This window comes from Streptomyces sp. NPDC049970 (genome assembly GCF_040660235.1).
Lineage (GTDB): Bacteria > Actinomycetota > Actinomycetes > Streptomycetales > Streptomycetaceae > Streptomyces.
In genome coordinates, this window is sequence record NZ_JBFALP010000013.1 from 26,123 (window position 1) to 42,988 (window position 16,866).

13 protein-coding genes and 1 tRNA gene are annotated in these 16,866 nt (G+C 68.9%); 7 read left to right on the plus strand and 7 right to left on the minus strand.

Features of this window, described 5'->3' with window-relative positions:
• Positions 1-150 precede the first annotated feature (150 nt).
• Together AB0I83_RS21965 and AB0I83_RS21970 are read right to left on the minus strand one after the other, a co-directional pair.
• A complete protein-coding gene (locus AB0I83_RS21965; RefSeq protein ID WP_363305824.1) occupies positions 151-1,266 on the minus strand; it encodes an ankyrin repeat domain-containing protein in 1,116 nt (371 codons plus the stop codon).
• A 38-nt stretch (positions 1,267-1,304) separates the two neighbouring features.
• The gene (locus tag AB0I83_RS21970; RefSeq protein ID WP_363305825.1) at positions 1,305-2,219 is read right to left on the minus strand and encodes a hypothetical protein; all 915 of its coding nucleotides are present in this window, start codon (positions 2,217-2,219) and stop codon (positions 1,305-1,307) included.
• A 250-nt stretch (positions 2,220-2,469) separates the two neighbouring features.
• On the opposite strand from AB0I83_RS21970, the gene AB0I83_RS21975 reads away from it, so the two are divergent.
• From AB0I83_RS21975 to AB0I83_RS21995, 5 genes are all read left to right on the plus strand, one after another.
• Entirely contained in the window at positions 2,470-3,246 is a 777-nt protein-coding gene (locus AB0I83_RS21975) for a serine protease (protein ID WP_356533673.1), read from the plus strand.
• Positions 3,247-3,464: 218 nt separating this feature from the next.
• A complete protein-coding gene (locus AB0I83_RS21980; RefSeq protein ID WP_356841247.1) occupies positions 3,465-3,788 on the plus strand; it encodes a chorismate mutase in 324 nt (107 codons plus the stop codon).
• A 188-nt stretch (positions 3,789-3,976) separates the two neighbouring features.
• Positions 3,977-6,529, plus strand: coding sequence for an aminopeptidase N (pepN, locus tag AB0I83_RS21985; RefSeq protein ID WP_363305826.1), 2,553 nt, complete (start codon positions 3,977-3,979; stop codon positions 6,527-6,529).
• A gap of 333 nt (positions 6,530-6,862) precedes the next feature.
• The gene (locus AB0I83_RS21990; RefSeq protein ID WP_363305827.1) at positions 6,863-8,257 is read left to right on the plus strand and encodes an aminotransferase class V-fold PLP-dependent enzyme; all 1,395 of its coding nucleotides are present in this window, start codon (positions 6,863-6,865) and stop codon (positions 8,255-8,257) included.
• Positions 8,254-9,684 carry a SidA/IucD/PvdA family monooxygenase gene (locus AB0I83_RS21995; RefSeq protein WP_363305828.1) on the plus strand — a complete coding sequence of 477 codons (1,431 nt, stop codon included), beginning with the start codon at positions 8,254-8,256 and terminating at the stop codon, positions 9,682-9,684. Before AB0I83_RS21990 ends, AB0I83_RS21995 begins: the two co-directional genes overlap by 4 nt.
• Positions 9,685-9,869: 185 nt before the next feature.
• Here the strand turns inward: AB0I83_RS21995 and AB0I83_RS22000 are convergent, their stop codons facing one another.
• Positions 9,870-11,681, minus strand: a complete 1,812-nt coding sequence (locus tag AB0I83_RS22000; protein ID WP_363305829.1) for a 5'-nucleotidase C-terminal domain-containing protein — start codon at positions 11,679-11,681, stop codon at positions 9,870-9,872.
• Between the two features lie 271 nt (positions 11,682-11,952).
• On the opposite strand from AB0I83_RS22000, the gene pyk reads away from it, so the two are divergent.
• Entirely contained in the window at positions 11,953-13,386 is a 1,434-nt protein-coding gene (gene pyk, locus AB0I83_RS22005) for a pyruvate kinase (protein WP_363305830.1), read from the plus strand.
• 6 nt (positions 13,387-13,392) lie between these two features.
• Here the strand turns inward: pyk and AB0I83_RS22010 are convergent, their stop codons facing one another.
• Both AB0I83_RS22010 and AB0I83_RS22015 read right to left on the minus strand, forming a co-directional pair.
• On the minus strand, positions 13,393-14,166 hold the full coding sequence (locus AB0I83_RS22010) for a helix-turn-helix domain-containing protein (RefSeq protein WP_363305831.1): 774 nt from the start codon (positions 14,164-14,166) through the stop codon (positions 13,393-13,395).
• Between the two features lie 109 nt (positions 14,167-14,275).
• Positions 14,276-14,350 (minus strand) — tRNA-Leu (locus AB0I83_RS22015).
• 98 nt (positions 14,351-14,448) lie between these two features.
• Here AB0I83_RS22015 and AB0I83_RS22020 point away from each other — a divergent pair.
• Positions 14,449-15,105, plus strand: coding sequence for a response regulator (locus AB0I83_RS22020; protein WP_356533686.1), 657 nt, complete (start codon positions 14,449-14,451; stop codon positions 15,103-15,105).
• A 78-nt stretch (positions 15,106-15,183) separates the two neighbouring features.
• On the opposite strand, the gene AB0I83_RS22025 is transcribed toward AB0I83_RS22020, so the two are convergent.
• Positions 15,184-15,900: an ABC transporter ATP-binding protein gene (locus AB0I83_RS22025; protein ID WP_356533687.1), complete on the minus strand. Its 717-nt coding sequence runs from the start codon at positions 15,898-15,900 to the stop codon at positions 15,184-15,186.
• Positions 15,897-16,865 (minus strand): ABC transporter ATP-binding protein, encoded by a 969-nt coding sequence (locus tag AB0I83_RS22030; protein WP_363305832.1) that lies wholly within the window; start codon positions 16,863-16,865, stop codon positions 15,897-15,899. Before AB0I83_RS22030 ends, AB0I83_RS22025 begins: the two co-directional genes overlap by 4 nt.
• Between the last annotated feature and the right edge of the window lies 1 nt (position 16,866).

Genomic DNA, 16,866 nt, shown 5'->3' on the forward strand with positions numbered 1-16,866 from the left:
CTCGCCGCGCAGGCCGTCCCACGGGCGCGCCGCACCCGCGATGTCAGGCCCCGCGCGTCACGGCCGATGTGGGTCAGGGCCCGCGATGTGAGGCCCCGCATGTCACGGCCGATGTCAGTGCCACCCGCGCAGGTCACGCCGTCGCCGGTGTCACTGCCGCGCAGGCCACTCCGTGGGCGCGTCACCCCGTTCGGGCCACTCCGCGGGCGCCGCTCCGTACTCGACGAGAGCACGCTCCGCCGCACCGGCCAGCCGTGGATCCCCGGACCGCGCCAGCTCCCGCAGCAGCGGAACCGCCCGATCCGCGAACGGTTTCCCGCCGGTCCCGAATCCCAGCCGCGCCAGCACGTCCACACCGAACACCCGCCGCAGCGGATCCTCCCCCGCCGTCCACGCGACAGCGGCCTGGAACGTCTCCTCGTCGCCGCGCAGCCACAACGCCCCCACCGCTACCTGCCAGTTGTCCAAGTCCGGGTCACCGTCCCGCAGCGCCCTGACCGCCAACTCCTCGAACGGGGCCCGTAGTCCGAGCTCCTGCTCCAGGAGCGTCGCTACCGCGCCGTGGCCCGTCTGCCGCTCCTGGGCGGCGAACGGCTCACCTCCCCGGCGCAGTTCGACGGTGACGGTCACCCCACCGTCCACCGGGGCGCGACTCACCACCGTCTCGTGGCCCTCGCCGCCGTACAGTGCACCCAACGCCTTCCGCAGCTCCTGCTCCACGTCGAGCTCCAGCACGCGCCTGGCCTCGTCCAGCGCGGGGGACAGGGCGCGCGCGCCGTGCCTGAGCAGCGAGCGCACCGTCCGCGCGGAGCCACGCCGGGCCGCGACGACCAGCGGCGCCTCCTCGCGCGGTCCCGGCAGGTCCGGATCGGCGCCGTGGGCGAGGAGGATCTCCGCGATCTCGGCCCGGCCGAGATCGGACGCCCAGTGCAGCGCGGTGAAGCCGAACTCCTCGCGCAGACCGGGGTCCGCCCCCGCAGCCAGCAGCGCCGTGACGACCTCGGCATGGCCGCCGCACACCGCCCCGCACAGCGGAAGGTCACCCGCCTCCGGGCCACTGGCCCGGTTCGGATCGGCGCCGGCCGCCAGCAGCAACCTGACCGTGCCGGGCAGGTCCTGAACGGCCGCCAGATACAGCGCGGTCGTCCCCTCCTCGTCGCTCGACTCGGCGGACGCGCCCGCGCGCAGCGCCCGCACGACCGCGTCGTCGTTCTCGTACAACGCGTCGAAGACGCTGCTCGCACCCTCGGCCGGACCGTTCGTCATACCCCGACCCTACGGGCGCCCCGGCCACGGCCGTCGGGTCAGGTGTCGCACTCCAGGACCGTGCGGCACAGCCCGCACCTGGCCCGCGTCCTGCCCCGGACCGGGACCCGTACGCGCTGGTGGCAGGTGGGGCACGGGAAGGACACCCGCGGCCCGTCCGCCCCGTCCTCGAACGCGTACGGCACCGCCGGGTCCCGGACGCCGCCCGGGTGTTCCCCCGCGTGCCGGCGGTCCTTCGCGTAGCGGCGCCGCCCCGCCCACCCCGCGCCCGCCAGCGGCGCCCGCCGCAGATCCCGCAGGGCCTCGGCCCGCCCCTCGGCGTACGCCGTGTACGCCTGGGGGCTGGTGAACCACACGGACGGGTCCTCGCCGAAGACCAGCGCCCGCTTCGCGAGTACGTACCCGAACTCCTCCGGGGTGAGGTAGCCGAGCTTCTGGCTGGAGACCGCGTCCTGGCGGAAGGCGTCCAGCAGGAGCCAGCCCGCGCCGAGGTACGCCGTCACCGTGTCGGTGAGGATCTCGTTGTCGCGGGTGCCGGGCAGTTCCAGGCCGAGCCGGTGCAGCAGGACATGGGTGATCTCGTGCGCCAGCGCCGCGCCGATGTCCCTGCGGTGCGTGCGGAAGCGGTCGTTGAGCTCGATGAAGTACTCCGGGCCCGCGGTGAGTTCGACGCTCGCCGCGTGCTCCATCCGCCGGAAGCCGACGACGACGCGGGCCTGCGGCAGACGCAGGTGCCGCACGATCGCGCCGGCCACCCGCTGGGCACCCGGATGCAGATCGTCCAGGTCGGAGAAGGCCGCGTCCGACGGCGCGAGGCTGGTGGCGTACGCGTGTACACCGTCGGGGGAGACCCGCCGGTAGAGCGCGGTGATCGCCGACCTCACGGCGTCCAGGTGCGGAAACCCATGGACGACCGGACCGCCTCCGCCACTTCCGCCGCTGCCGTCACTCACGTCCGTACCCCCATCGACGACGCTCAACGGACCCCCACTGTAGGCCGGTCCGTGGGGGAGAGCGGTGCGCGGACAGAAGACGATCTTGGCTGGAAACCCTGCCTTGTGGCAGCGGTGAGCGCCTCCCGATAATCGGATCGTTCTTGTCGGGGGCATGTCGAGAATGACGCGACGGTGCTCCTGACCAGGACAAGCACGCCCGCACGCCTGCAGCACCCTCCGACCCCCCACCCGAAAGCAGGCACACCCCGTGAAGCAGCTTCTGCGCACCCTCAAGAGATGTTCCGTCATCGCCGCCGTGGCCCTCGCCACGCTCAGCATGCAACCCTCGAACGCCTCCGCCGCGCCCGCCCCCGTCGTCGGCGGCACCCGCGCCGCCCAAGGCGAGTTCCCCTTCATGGTCCGCCTCTCCATGGGCTGCGGCGGCGCCCTCTACAGCCCCACCGTCGTGCTCACCGCCGCCCACTGCGTCAGCGGATCCGGCAACAACACCTCCATCACCGCCACCGGCGGCGTCGTCGACCTCCAGTCGTCCGCCGCCGTCAAGGTCCGCTCCACCAAGGTCCTCCAGGCACCCGGCTACAACGGCACCGGCAAGGACTGGGCCCTGATCAAACTCGCCCAGCCCATCAACCAGCCCACCCTCAAGCTCGCCACCACCACCGCCTACGACACCGGCACCTTCACCATCGCCGGCTGGGGCGCCGCCACCGAGGGCGGCGGCCAGCAGCGCTACCTCCTCAAGGCCACCGTCCCCTTCGTCTCCGACACCGCCTGCCGACAGGCCTACGGCAGCGACCTCGTAGCCAGCGAGGAGATCTGCGCCGGATACGTCAGCACCGGTGGCGTCGACACCTGCCAGGGCGACTCCGGGGGCCCCATGTTCCGCAAGGACAACGCCGGAGCCTGGATCCAGGTCGGCATCGTCAGCTGGGGCCAAGGCTGCGCCCGCCCCGGCTACCCCGGCGTGTACACCCAGGTGTCCACCTTCGCCTCCGCCATCGCATCGGCCGCCGCGACCCTCTGACACCGCACACCGCACCGCCGACGCCCCCGGGGGCGCCCGACCTGACGGGCGCCCCCGGGCCGCTTCCACGCACAGGCCACGCCACCCGCGCCCGCCCGGCCCCGACGCGAAGGGACCGGACGGGCGCCAGGGCGTCGGGCCCGGGCGACCTGCCGCGCGCCCACGGCGTGCACCGCCCGTGAGCACACCCCGCCCCCGGGCGTCTAAGCTCGCTGACCATGACCACGAGCAACACCGACGCGCACGTCACCGCCGAACTGACCCGGCTGCGCGAAAGCATCGACAACATCGACGCCGCAGTCGTCCACATGCTCGCCGAGCGCTTCAAAGCGACCCAGCAGGTCGGCCACCTCAAAGCCGAACACCACCTGCCACCGGCCGACCCCGCCCGCGAAGCACGCCAGATCGCCCGGCTCAGGCAGCTCGCCGAAAGCGCCAGGCTGGACCCCGCGTTCGCCGAGAAACTGCTGAACTTCATCGTGGCCGAGGTCATCCGCCACCACGAGCGCATCGCCGAGGAGTCCGCCGGCACCGAGGACTGACCCCCACCGGGCCCGCCCGGAGCCGCGGCCCGCCCCGTGCCGGAAGCGTCCCGCCCCGTGCCGGAAGCGGCCCACCCCCGGTGGCACCCACCGTGCCGACACGCACACCCGGACCACTGCCCCGCCCTCCGTCAGCCCTGCGAGAACCCCACTGCACAGCCCCGCACCCGTACGGCAGCATGGGCGCCATGTCCGTACTGACGCGCAACGAAGCGCAGACCCGCGCCCAGCTCATCGACGTAGACCGGTACACCGTCGACCTCGACCTCACCACGGGCGAGGAAACCTTCGGCTCCCGGACCGTCATCCGGTTCACCGCCCACGCGGCCGGAGACACCTTCGTGGAGATCAAGCCGGAAACCCTGCGCTCCATCGGCCTCGACGGACAACCGCTGGACCCCGAACGCCTCGACGGCAACCGCTACCCCCTGGCCCGCCTCACCGCCGGCACCCACGAACTCACCGTCGACGCCGCCATGCACTACTCCCGCACCGGCGAAGGCATGCACCGCTTCACCGACCCCGCCGACGGCGAGACATACGTCTACACCCAGCTCTTCATGGACGACGTCCAACGCGTCTTCGCCGCGTTCGACCAACCCGACCTCAAGTCCGTCTTCGACATCACCGTCACCGCACCCCCCACCTGGACCGTCCTCGGCAACGGCACCACCACCCGCACCACCGAAGACCGCTGGTCCATCGCCCCCACCCCACCCATCTCCACCTACCTCGTCGCCGTCGCCGCAGGCCCCTGGCACTCGGTGACCACCCACCACGCCGGCCTCCCCTTCGGCATCCACTGCCGCCGCTCCCTCGCCACCCACCTCGACACCGACGCCGACGAGATCCTCGGCATCACCCGCGCCTGCTACGACCGCTACCACGAGAAGTTCGACGAGCCCTACCCCTTCGACTCCTACGACCAGGCCTTCGTCCCCGAATTCAACGCCGGCGCCATGGAGAACCCCGGACTCGTCACCTTCCGCGACGACTTCGTCTACCGCTCCGCCGTCACCGACACCGAACGCCAGACCCGCGCCATGGTCATCGCCCACGAAATGGCCCACATGTGGTTCGGCGACCTCGTCACCCTCACCTGGTGGGACGACATCTGGCTCAACGAGTCCTTCGCCGAGTACATGGGCTACCAGACCCTCACCGAAGCCACCCGCTTCACCGACACCTGGACCGAATTCGGCGTCGCCCGCAAGGGCTGGGGCTACGACGCCGACCAACGCCCCACCACCCACCCGGTCGCCCCCGACCCCGACGCGGTCCCCGACACCGCGTCCGCCCTCCTCAACTTCGACGGAATCTCCTACGCCAAGGGCGCCTCCGCGCTACGCCAACTCGTCGCCTGGCTCGGCGAAAAGGACTTCCTCGCCGGAATCAACACCCACTTCGCCCGGCACAAGTTCGCCAACGCCACCCTCGCCGACTTCATCGACAACCTCGCCACCGCCACCGACCGCGACGTCCACACCTGGGCCACCGCCTGGCTCCGCACCACCGGCATCGACACCCTCACCGCCCACGTCGAAAACACCGGCCACAGCTGGAACCTCACCGTCGACCACACCGGCAACCGCCCCCACCGCATCACCGTCGGCACCTACGACCACAGCCTCGACACCCAGACCGGCACCGAACAGCTCATCCCGCGCGCCCGCTTCGAACTCGAGATCCCGCAGGACACCACCCCCACCACCCAGCCCGGCAACCGCCCCGACCTCGTCGTCCTCAACGACAACGACCTCACCTACGCCAAGATCCGCCTCGACCCCGACTCCTGGAACACCGCCCTCACCCACCTCTCGGGCATCCCCGACGCCCTCACCCGCGCCCTCCTCTGGAACACCGCCCGCGACATGGTCCGCGACGGCGAACTCCACCCCACCGCCTACCTCACCGCCGCCCGCACCCACCTCCCCTACGAAACCGACCTCGCCCTCGTCCAAGGCGTCCTCGACTTCGCCGCCCACCACATCACCGACCGCTACCTCCCACCCGACGACCGCCACACCGCCCTCACCACCCTGACCACCCTCTGCCGCGACCTCCTGCGCCGTACCGAAGGCCTCACCCCCAAGGACTGGGAACCAGGCCACGACGGCAACAACCCCCCGAGCCCCGACCCCGGCCTCCGCCTCACCGCCGTACGCCACTTCATCGACGCCGCCACCCAACCCGACGCCATCCAGGACTGGCTCGGCGACGGCACCGTCCCCGGCGGACCCGAACTCGACCCCGAACTCCGCTGGCGCATCCTCACCCGCCTCGCCGTCCTCGGCGCCATCGACGAGACCGCCATCGCCCGCGAACTCGACAGCGACCCCAGCGCCACCGGACAGGAAGGCGCCGCCCGCTGCCGCGCCGCCCTCCCCACCCCCGAAGCCAAAGCCGCCGCCTGGCAGGCCATGTTCACCGACGACACCCTGTCCAACTACCTCTTCACCGCCACCGCCCAAGGCTTCTGGCAGCCCGAACAGGCCGACCTCCTCGGCGACTACGTCCCCCGCTACTACCCCGACGCCACCGCACTCGCCGCACGCCGCGGCCCCGCCATCGCCGAAGCCGCCGGACGCCACGCCTTCCCCACCTACGCCATCGACCCCCACACCCTCCGCCTCGGCACCGACGCCCTCGACGACCAGGCACTCACCCCCGCACTACGACGCAAACTCGCCGACCAGCTCGACGACCTCCGCCGCGCCCTCGCCGTACGCGACGCCCACTGAGCCCCCCACCTACAGACCACGGCGTACAGACCACGGCGCACCACCCACCGGCCAATACGCACCACCCAACCAGCGCACCGCGAGGCACACCCGCCCCACCGCCACCACCCACACCGCCGATCCACCCCCACGACCGTGCCCGGCCCTCCACCCGAAGGGCCGGGCACAGCCATGCGCACCGCAAGCCCCAATACCAGCCCCCCACCCCCCACCCCACCCGCACCGCACAGCAGTACCCCTTTCGGGTTCGGATCGTTGGGCTCTTCGGCCGCCTCCACCACAATCCGGACAAGCTGACACCACCGCCCGCACACCCGAAGGACCACACCACCCATGCCCACCCCACCCCTCGCCGGAGGCACCGCCGGCCCCACCCACCTCCGCCCCCTCCTGGACACCGTCCTCACCGCACTCCACGAAGGCGCCACCCGCCGCAACGGCCCCCTGCCCCCCGGCGGACCCGACACCCTCACCCACCACCTCCACCACACCACCGGCCCCCTCATCCCCGACCACGGAACCGGCCCCCACCACGCCCTCCGCACCCTCGTCACCGCCCTCGCCGAAGGCGCCGCCGACCCCGCACACCCCCACTGCGCCGCCCACCTCCACACCCCACCCCTCGCCCTCGCCGCAGCAGCCGACCTCGCCGCATCGGCCCTCAACCCCTCCATGGACTCCTGGGACCAAGCCCCCGCCGCCTCCGCCCTCGAAACCACCCTCACCAACGCACTCGCCGCCGAGATCTACCCCCACACCCCCCACCCCGACGCCCTCGTCACCACCGGCGGCACCGAAGCCAACCAACTCGCCCTACTCCTCGCCCGCGAACGCCACGGCCCCGTCCAGACCGTCTGCGCCGCCAACGCCCACCACAGCATCACCCGCGCCGCCTGGCTCCTCGGCCTTCCCCAACCCGTCGTCATCCCCGCCCCCACCGGCGTCATGGACCCCACCGCACTCCACGACACCCTCACCCGACTCCAAGGCCCCCTCCTCGTCACCGCCACCGCAGGCACCACCGACACCGGACAGATCGACCCCCTCACCCACATCGCCGACCTCACCACCACCCACGGCGCCGAACTCCACATCGACGCCGCCTACGGCGGCCCCCTCCTCTTCAGCCCCACCCACCGCCACACCCTCACCGGCCTCCACCGCGCCCACAGCGTCACCCTCGACCTCCACAAACTCGGCTGGCAGCCCGCATCAGCCGGCATCCTCGCCGTCCCCCACCACCACGACCTCACCCCCCTCCACCACCACGCCCCCTACCTCAACGCCCAGGACGACACCGACGCCGGCCTCCCCGACCTCCTCGGCCGCTCACTGCGCACCACTCGCCGGCCCGACGCCCTCAAAATCGCCGTCACCCTCCAAGCACTCGGCCGCGACGGACTCGCCGACCTCATCGACCGCACCCTCGCCACCGCCCACCACCTCGCCGACCTCATCGACCAACACCCCGCACTCGACCTCCACGCCCGCCCCACCATCAGCACCGTCCTCTTCCGCCCCACCCACACCGACGACACCACCGTCGCCACCATCCGCCGCACCCTCCTCGACCGAGGCCACGCCGTACTCGGCCGCGCCCGCACCCACAACGGCCTCTGGCTCAAAGCCACCCTCCTCAACCCCCACACCACCCCCGCCGACCTCCAACGCCTCCTCGCCCTCGTCACCCACACCAGTGCCACCACGGAAGGCAGCACACCCCGATGACCGACCGGACCACCCCCCACGGCGACCGGACCCACGACCTCACCGGCATCGGCCTGGGCCCCTTCAACCTCTCCCTCGCCGCCCTCGCCCACGGCATTCCCACCACCCCCGGCCGACCCCTCACCACCGCCTTCTACGAACAACGCCCCGCCTTCCACTGGCACCCCGGCCTCCTCATCGAAGGCGCCACCCTCCAAGTCCCCTTCCTCGCCGACCTCACCACCCTCGCCGACCCCACCAGCCCCTGGACCTTCCTCAACTACCTCCGCACCCGCGACCGCCTCTACCCCTTCTACTTCGCCGAGCAGTTCCACATCCACCGCACCGAATACGACGCCTACTGCCGCTGGGTCAGCGAACAACTCCCCACCATCCACTTCAACCACCAGGTCGACTCCATCCACTGGAACACCGACCACTCCCACTACGAAGTCCACTGGACCCGCCACGACCCCGACGGCGAAACCCGAACCCCCGGCCGCACCCACACCCGCCACATCGCCCTCGGCGTCGGCACCGCCCCCTTCATCCCCGAACCACTCCGCCCCCTCGCCGAAGCCCCCGGCGTCCCCGTCATCCACTCCGCCGACTACCTCCACCACCGCGAACAGCTCCTCGACGCCGACCACATCACCGTCATCGGCTCCGGCCAGTCAGGCGCCGAGATCTTCCTCGACCTCCTACGCGCCCGCCCCCGAGGCATCGAAAGAATCCACTGGCTCGCCCGCACCCAGGCCTTCGCACCCATGGAGTACTCAAAACTCGGCCTCGAACACTTCACCCCCGACTACACCCACTACTTCCACGCACTCCCCGAACCCGTACGCGACACACTCGTCCCCCAGCAATGGCAACTCCACAAAGGCATCGACACCGACACCATCACCGCCATCCACGACGAGCTCTACCGACGCACCCTCCACGGCGGCTGGCCCGACGCCACCCTCACCCCCGGCGTCAGCGTCCGCACCGCGGGCCGACTCACCGGCACCGGCAACCGCATCGAACTCCACCTCGAACACACCCAACAAGCCACCCGAAGCCGCCTCACCACCGACGCCGTCGTCCTCGCCACCGGCTACCGCGAACGCCCCCTCGACACCCTCCTCACCGGCATCGCCCCCCACATCCGCCGCGACACCCAAGGACGCCCCCGCATCCACACCGACTTCCGCCTCGACCTCGACCCCGCCCTCACCGGCAACATCTACGTCCAGAACGCCGAACGCCACACCCACGGAGTCGGCGCCCCCGACCTCGGCCTCGCCGCCTGGCGCAGCGCCACCATCCTCAACAACCTCACCGGCACCACCCCCTACCCCCTCCCACAACGCACCGCCTTCACCACCTTCGGCCTCACCCCCCACCCCGCACCCGCCGTACCGGGCCAACACACCCCCCTCGCCCCCTTCACACAGGACCACTGACAACACAAAGGCGGCCGCCCCCCAGAAACAGGAACGGCCGCCACACCCACCAACCGAAAAGACCACCGGCACACCCGACCGGCACCGACCACCGCCCGTGCACCGGCAAACACACCTCACCGGCACACGCAACGACACCTTCACCGGCACACGGCCGGCGCGTCCACGCCGGGCCCCGCCAACCGCTAGAACACCGGCACACCATCACGCGTCAGACGCCAGTCCACCGACGCGAACTCCGCCGGATCCACCGAACCCTTCGCCTGAACCCACCCGATGATCGTGTTCCGGATCTCATCCGAATTCGCCCACAACTGCTTCGAACCCGGCACATGCGGGAAGTTGCCCCCACCACTCGCCCGATAGTTGTTCACCGCAAAAACGAACTGCGCCGCCCCATCCACCGGAACCCCATCGAACGACAACCCCACGATCCGCGAACCCACCGGCTTCGCAATATCGATCTCGTACGACACCCCCGACACCACGTCATAGTTGTAATCCGGAATATTCTCCGCATTCGTCAACTTCGACGTATCCACCGGCGCCCCCGCAGCCGTCTGCACGTAGTACCTCGCCGAATACTCCAGATAATCCTTCAGCTGCGCACCCGTCAGAAGCCGCGCCTCCAACGTGTTCTCGAACGGATACAACCCCGCCGCATCCTTGATCGTCACCTCACCCGCAGGAATCGCCGCCGTACGCGAGAAGCACGCCGCCTGCGACAGCACCGGCAACGCCGCGTACTCCCCGCCCGCCAACGCCGCCTTCACCGTCTCCGCCTGCACCAGGTTGATCAGATCGATGACCGGCTCGTCCTTCCACGGCGCATCCACCGTCGACATCGCGGCCACCGACGTACCGATCACCTGATTCACATACGCCACAACCTTCTTGTGCTCGTCCCCGAGGATCGACACGATCCGCGGATCCTCCTCCACCGTGTTCGAGTTCAGCACCGAGGCACCGACCTTCTCGACCACCCAACGGCCCTTCTCCCACACCAGATCGAAATCGAACAGCGTCAGCCGCTGCCCCCACTTCAACGGCTCCGAGAGAACAACCTGCTTACCCGTCTCCTTGTTCGTCACGAAATACTCAGGAATCTCCGAGTGTGCGTGACCCACCAGAATCGCATCGATCCCCGGCACCTGCTCCGCCACCAGACCCGCAGCGTTCTCCACATACGGCAACTGATCCCCGTACGACGACGTACCCGACGAACCCGAATGCGCCGAAACGATCACCACATCCGCACCCATCGAACGAAGCTTCGGCACCCACTTCGCCGCCTGCTCCTCAAGACCCGGGAACACCATCTTCCCGCCCACATTCGCCTTGTCCCAGATCGCGATACCCGGATTCGTCAACCCCAGCACCGCCACCCGGACATCGCGACCATGCGGCGTACGAACCCGCTTGATCACGTACGGAGCGAACGCCGGCCGCAACGTCCTCGCATCCAACGCGTTCGCACCCAGCAACGGGAAATCGCACTGCTCCTCGAACTTACGCAGCACCGGAATGCCGTAGTTGAACTCATGGTTACCGAGCGCCGCGGCGTCATAACCGATCTTGTTCATCGCCTGCGCCATCGGATGCACAGGGCCACGCTTCGCCGTGATCGGATCGATCTTCGCGTAGTAGTACGACAACTGAGTGCCCTGGATCGTGTCACCCGCATCGATCAACAAGGTGTTACGACGGCCCCGGTCCTCACGGATCCGGTCCACCAGCGTCGAGATCTTCGCCAACCCCACGTCGTTGTGCGCCGTGTCGTCGAACTCCTTGTCCGTGAAGTAGTCCCAGTTGAAGACGTTCCCGTGCAGGTCCGTCGTCCCCATCACGGTGAACGAGTACCGCTTCGCCGGCCGGCCGTGACCGTGCCCCCGCGACTCCGATGCCGCGGCCGACCCGGTACCGGCCCCTCCGGCCAGCGCCACACCCGCACCGGCGACAGCCGACCGGCCCAGAAACGTCCTACGGTTCAACGGCATCCTTGACTCCTCGTGTCTGCGAACAACGCGCGTAGATTCTGGCCCAGCCACCCCCACCCGCAACACCCCCGACAGGTTTCGATCTGATGACCAGAACCCCGCCCGCAACCCCCGCCCACCCACCCGCCCGACCGCACCCGACCACCCCCGCACGCTCATCGGAGCGCACCGCCGCACAATTCAACAGTTGTCAATAACCCTTCATCCAAAGGCTGTTGGACAGTCACGCGGAGACAAATCCCTACCCACAGGTAAGGTCTAGGCTCGAACCATGCGCCGAGCAAAAATCGTTTGTACCCTGGGCCCCGCAACCGACACGTACCAGCAGATCAAGGCACTCGTCGAAGCGGGAATGGACATCGCCCGCCTCAACCTCAGCCACGGCACCTACGCCGAACACGAAGAGCGCTACCACCACGTACGCAAAGCCTCCGCGGAAACCGGCCGCAGCGTAGGAATCCTCGCCGACCTACAAGGCCCGAAGATCCGACTCGGCCGCTTCGCCGAAGGCCCCGTACTCCTTGAACGCGGCGACGACTTCACCATCACCGTCGAACCCATGGAAGGCGACCGCACCACCTGCGGCACCACCTACGACGGACTCGCCTCCGACGTCACCACCGGCGAACGCATCCTCATCGACGACGGCCGCGTCACCCTCGAAGTCACCGGCATCGACGGACCCCGCGTCCACACCACCGTCATCGAAGGCGGCATGGTCTCCGACCACAAAGGACTCAACCTCCCCGGCGTCGCCGTCTCCGTCCCCGCCCTCTCCGAAAAGGACATCGACGACCTCCGCTGGGCCCTCCGGACCGGCGCCGACATCATCGCCCTCTCCTTCGTACGCACCGGACGCGACATCGACGACGTCCACCGCATCATGGACGAGGAGGACCGCCGTCTCCCCGTCATCGCCAAAGTCGAAAAGCCCCAAGCCGTCGACAACATCGACGACATCGTCGCCGCGTTCGACGGCATCATGGTCGCCCGCGGCGACCTCGGCGTCGAAATGCCCCTCGAACAAGTCCCCATCGTCCAGAAGCGCGCCATCAAACTCGCCAGGCGCAACGCCAAGCCCGTCATCGTCGCCACCCAGATGCTCGACTCGATGATCGACAACTCCCGGCCCACCCGCGCCGAGGCCTCCGACGTCGCCAACGCCGTCATCGACGGCACCGACGCCGTCATGCTCTCCGGCGAGACCAGCGTCGGCAAATACCCCGTCGAGACCGTCAGCACCATGGCCCGCATCGTCGAAGCGGCAGAGGAGGACATCCTCGCCAAGGGCCTCCCGCCCCTCACCGACCGCAACAAGCCCCGCACCCAGGGCGGCGCCGTAGCCCGCGCGGCAGCCGAGATGGGCGACTTCCTCGGCGCCAAGTTCCTGGTGGCCTTCACCCAGAGCGGCGACACCGTCAAGCGCCTCTCCCGCTACCGCTCCCCGATCCCGCTCCTCGCCTTCACCCCGGACCAGGCCACCCGCGCGCAGTTGAACCTCACGTGGGGTGTGGAGACGTTCCTCGGGCCGCACGTGGACTCGACGGACGCGATGGTGGCGCAGGTGGACGAGGAACTGCTGCGGATCGGTCGGTGCAAGAAGGGCGACGTCGTGGTGATCACGGCGGGCTCGCCGCCCGGGGTCGCCGGCTCCACGAACCTGGTACGGGTGCACCACATCGGCGAGGACGACAGCCCGAAGTAGCGGTCGTCAGTACTTCGGCCCGACGTGAGTGTCCATGAGAGCCACGGACGCCCGTCGGGCTACGGAGATGTTGTACGGGTCGCTCCTGCGAGCGAGGGTCGTCCACTCGACACCTACGGCAGTGAGCGTGTCGCTGAACAGCTTGCGGATGTCGTCGGACTTGTTGGTGAAGAAGTACCGGGGGTACTCGTAGCGCTTCCGTTCACCACGGACGAGGCGGGTGGTCCAGTTGGTGATCCGGCAGCCGTCGGAGTGGATGAGGCCACGGATGAATTCCCACGGGTGGGCGTCCACGATCTGCCGCTGCCAGGGTTCCAGTGCGATCTCGCGGTCGTGCTTCTTGCCGGGCCCATGCTGCGGAAAGAGGCAGGGCCAGTGCTTGCTGAAGCTTGTGACGTACTGGCAGCCCTTGCCCTGCACCCGACATACCTTGTTGCCCGGGCGAGCACGCTGGACAGCTGCGACGCAGTCGTCGATAAGGCCAGGCCAAGCGTTGGCGCACGCGATACGGAGGGAGTAGACGCCCCGTTTTGCCGAGCTGATGCAGCCATCCCCCAAGTAGAGACCGAGGAGGTAGGAGTACGAGGCGGGGTCTGCGGGAGGGCTTGCGGTATCGCACCGAGGGCAATCGGCAGCACGGTTGCAGCCGAGAGGCTCCAGTCGTTTCAGCCAGGATCGGATCGCGGCTCGCGATATGCCGGTCTGTTTGCTGACGGAGTTCTGGCTGAAGCCCTGAGCCACCAGCGTCAGAGCACGCTTTCGCGTATCAAGGTCGTACATACTGGCGATCTTTGTCGCGCCGCGCTGACCCTGATCCGGGATACATCGTTGTTCACACGTTCATGTGAAATTTCATCGTTCCCGCAACGCCTTGGAATCTAAGGAAAAGTGCCCCAGGTGGGATTCGAACCCACACTGTCCGCTGTTTGAGAGCGGCCTCTCTAACCAGTTGGAGTACTGGGGCCTTGGAAACGTAGGGCGGAAGCTGACCTGCGTAGTGTCACCATATCGCAGCTAGGTAGGCTCGTGGGAGCTGTACCTGCCCTGAAACAAGGAGCCCCCGTGACCACCCCCGAGTCGCCCCAGCCCGTAGACGCCGCCGACGACGACAAGTCGCACGTCCCGCCGCTGACGACCCGCGTCGTCATCGCCGAGGACGAGGCGCTCATCCGCCTCGACCTCAAGGAGATGCTGGAGGAGGAGGGCTACTCGGTCGTCGGTGAGGCCGGGGACGGGCAGCAGGCCGTCGAGCTGGCTCGGGAGCACCGGCCGGATCTGGTGATCCTCGATGTGAAGATGCCGGTTCTGGACGGGATCTCGGCGGCCGAGAAGATCGCCGAGGAGTCGATCGCCCCGGTTCTGATGCTCACCGCGTTCTCGCAGCGCGACCTCGTGGAGCGGGCCCGGGACGCCGGGGCGATGGCGTATCTGGTGAAGCCGTTCAGTAAGAGCGACGTGGTGCCGGCCATCGAGATGGCGGTGTCCCGGTTCGCGGAGCTGAAGGCGTTGGAGAGCGAGATCGCGGATCTTTCGCAGCGGCTCGAGACCCGGAAGCTGGTGGACCGGGCGAAGAGCATCCTGCAGACGGATTACGGGCTCTCCGAGCCGGCCGCGTTCCGTTGGATCCAGAAGACGTCGATGGACCGGCGTATGTCGATGCAGCAGTTGGCGGAGGCGCTGATCGAGGACGCCGAGGAGAAGAAGAAGGCTGCCGAGTAGTCCTGTGAGCGGATACGGAAAGAGCCCGTCCCCGGTGTCCGGCCGGGGGCGGGCTCTTTCCGTGCGCGTGGGTGGTGCTCAGTCCTCGCCGAGGTAGGCCTTGCGTACCGACTCGTCGTGGAGGAGGTCGCCGCCGGTGCCGGAGAGGACGACCTTGCCGACCTCCATGACGTGGCCCTGGTCCGCGAGGGAGAGGGCTGCCTGGGCGTTCTGCTCGACGAGCAGGATGGTGGTGCCCGACGCCTTGAGTTCGACGATGGTCTCCATGATCTTCTGCATCATGATCGGTGAGAGGCCCATGGAGGGCTCGTCGAGCATGAGCAGTTTGGGCTGGGACATGAGTGCGCGTCCCATGGCGAGCATCTGCTGTTCGCCGCCGGAGAGGGTTCCCGCGGCCTGCTTGCGGCGTTCCCCGAGGATGGGGAAGAGGTCGTAGGCGCGTTGGACGTCCTTGGCGATGCCTGCCTTGTCGCTGCGGAGGTAGGCGCCGAGGAGGAGGTTTTCGGCGATCGTCAGCCGGGGGAAGATGTGGCGTCCCTCGGGGGAGTGGGCGATGCCCAGGGAGACGATCTTGTGTGCGGGGATGCCTGTGAGCGGTTTGCCCTCGAAGAGGATGCGGCCGCCGGCGGGCTTGAGGAGTCCGGACAGGGTGCGCAGGGTGGTGGTCTTGCCTGCGCCGTTGGTGCCGATGAGGGTGACGACCTGGCCGGCTTCGACGGTGAAGGAGATGCCCTTGACGGCTTCGATCTTGCCGTAGGCGACGCGGAGGTCTTCGACCTCGAGCAGTGCGGTCATCGGGTGTCCTCCTCCTCGGTGCGGGTGGTGTCGGTGTTGTGGGTGGTGCCTGTCCTGTCCGGTTCCGGGGCCGGTGCGTCTGCCTTGCCTGTGCCTGTGCCTGTGCCTGTGCTTGTGCCTGCGGCGGTGGCTTCGGCTGCTGCGACTTCGGCGGCTTCTTCGGCGCCGGGGGCGCCTTCGAAGGGGGTGCCGAGGTAGGCGGCGACGACGCGTTCGTCGCCCTGTACGACGGGTGCGGTGCCCTCGACGAGTTTTTCGCCCTGGACGAGGACGGCGACCCGGTCGCAGAGGTTGAAGATGAACCGCATGTCGTGCTCGATGACGAGTACGGCGATGCCCTGGTCCCGGATGGCGAAGATGAGTTCTTCGGTGACGCGGGTTTCCTGGGGGTTCATGCCTGCGGTGGGCTCGTCCAGGAGGAGGAGGCCGGGGTCGCTGGCGAGGGCGCGGGCGATTTCGAGCTTGCGCTGGTCTCCGTAGGGGAGGTTGCGCGCGAGGTGGTCGGCCTTGTCCGCGAGGCCGATGAACTCCAGGAGTTCCATGCAGCGTTCGCGGCTGGCGTTCTCGGCCTTCTTGTAGCCGGGGAGGCGCAGGAGGGCGGACCAGAGGCCTTCTTTGGTCCTGGTGTGGCGTCCGACGAGGACGTTTTCCAGGACGGTCATGTTGGCGAAGAGGCGGATGTTCTGGAAGGTGCGGGCGATGCCTGCCTGGGTGACGAGGTGGGGCTTGGGCGGCAGGACGGTGCCCTTGTAGCTGACCTTGCCCTCGGTGGGGACGTAGAGGCCGGTGAGGCAGTTGAAGAAGGTGGTCTTGCCGGCGCCGTTGGGTCCGATGAGGCCGACGATCTCGCCCGCGTTGACGGTGAGGTCGACGTCGCGTACGGCGGTGAGGCCGCCGAAACGCATGGTGACGCCGCTGGCGTCGAGGACGATGGTGCCGGTGGTGGGTGTGTCTGTTGTGGTCATG

Coding starts and splice junctions, on each gene's coding strand:
- AB0I83_RS21965 (WP_363305824.1), bottom strand. CDS start 1,266: ATGACGAACGGTCCGGCCGAGGGTGCGAGCAGCGTCTTCGACGCGTTG.
- AB0I83_RS21980 (WP_356841247.1), top strand. CDS start 3,465: ATGACCACGAGCAACACCGACGCGCACGTCACCGCCGAACTGACCCGG.
- pepN (WP_363305826.1), top strand. CDS start 3,977: ATGTCCGTACTGACGCGCAACGAAGCGCAGACCCGCGCCCAGCTCATC.
- AB0I83_RS21990 (WP_363305827.1), top strand. CDS start 6,863: ATGCCCACCCCACCCCTCGCCGGAGGCACCGCCGGCCCCACCCACCTC.
- AB0I83_RS21995 (WP_363305828.1), top strand. CDS start 8,254: ATGACCGACCGGACCACCCCCCACGGCGACCGGACCCACGACCTCACC.
- AB0I83_RS22000 (WP_363305829.1), bottom strand. CDS start 11,681: ATGCCGTTGAACCGTAGGACGTTTCTGGGCCGGTCGGCTGTCGCCGGT.
- pyk (WP_363305830.1), top strand. CDS start 11,953: ATGCGCCGAGCAAAAATCGTTTGTACCCTGGGCCCCGCAACCGACACG.
- AB0I83_RS22010 (WP_363305831.1), bottom strand. CDS start 14,166: ATGTACGACCTTGATACGCGAAAGCGTGCTCTGACGCTGGTGGCTCAG.
- AB0I83_RS22025 (WP_356533687.1), bottom strand. CDS start 15,900: ATGACCGCACTGCTCGAGGTCGAAGACCTCCGCGTCGCCTACGGCAAG.
- AB0I83_RS22030 (WP_363305832.1), bottom strand. CDS start 16,865: ATGACCACAACAGACACACCCACCACCGGCACCATCGTCCTCGACGCC.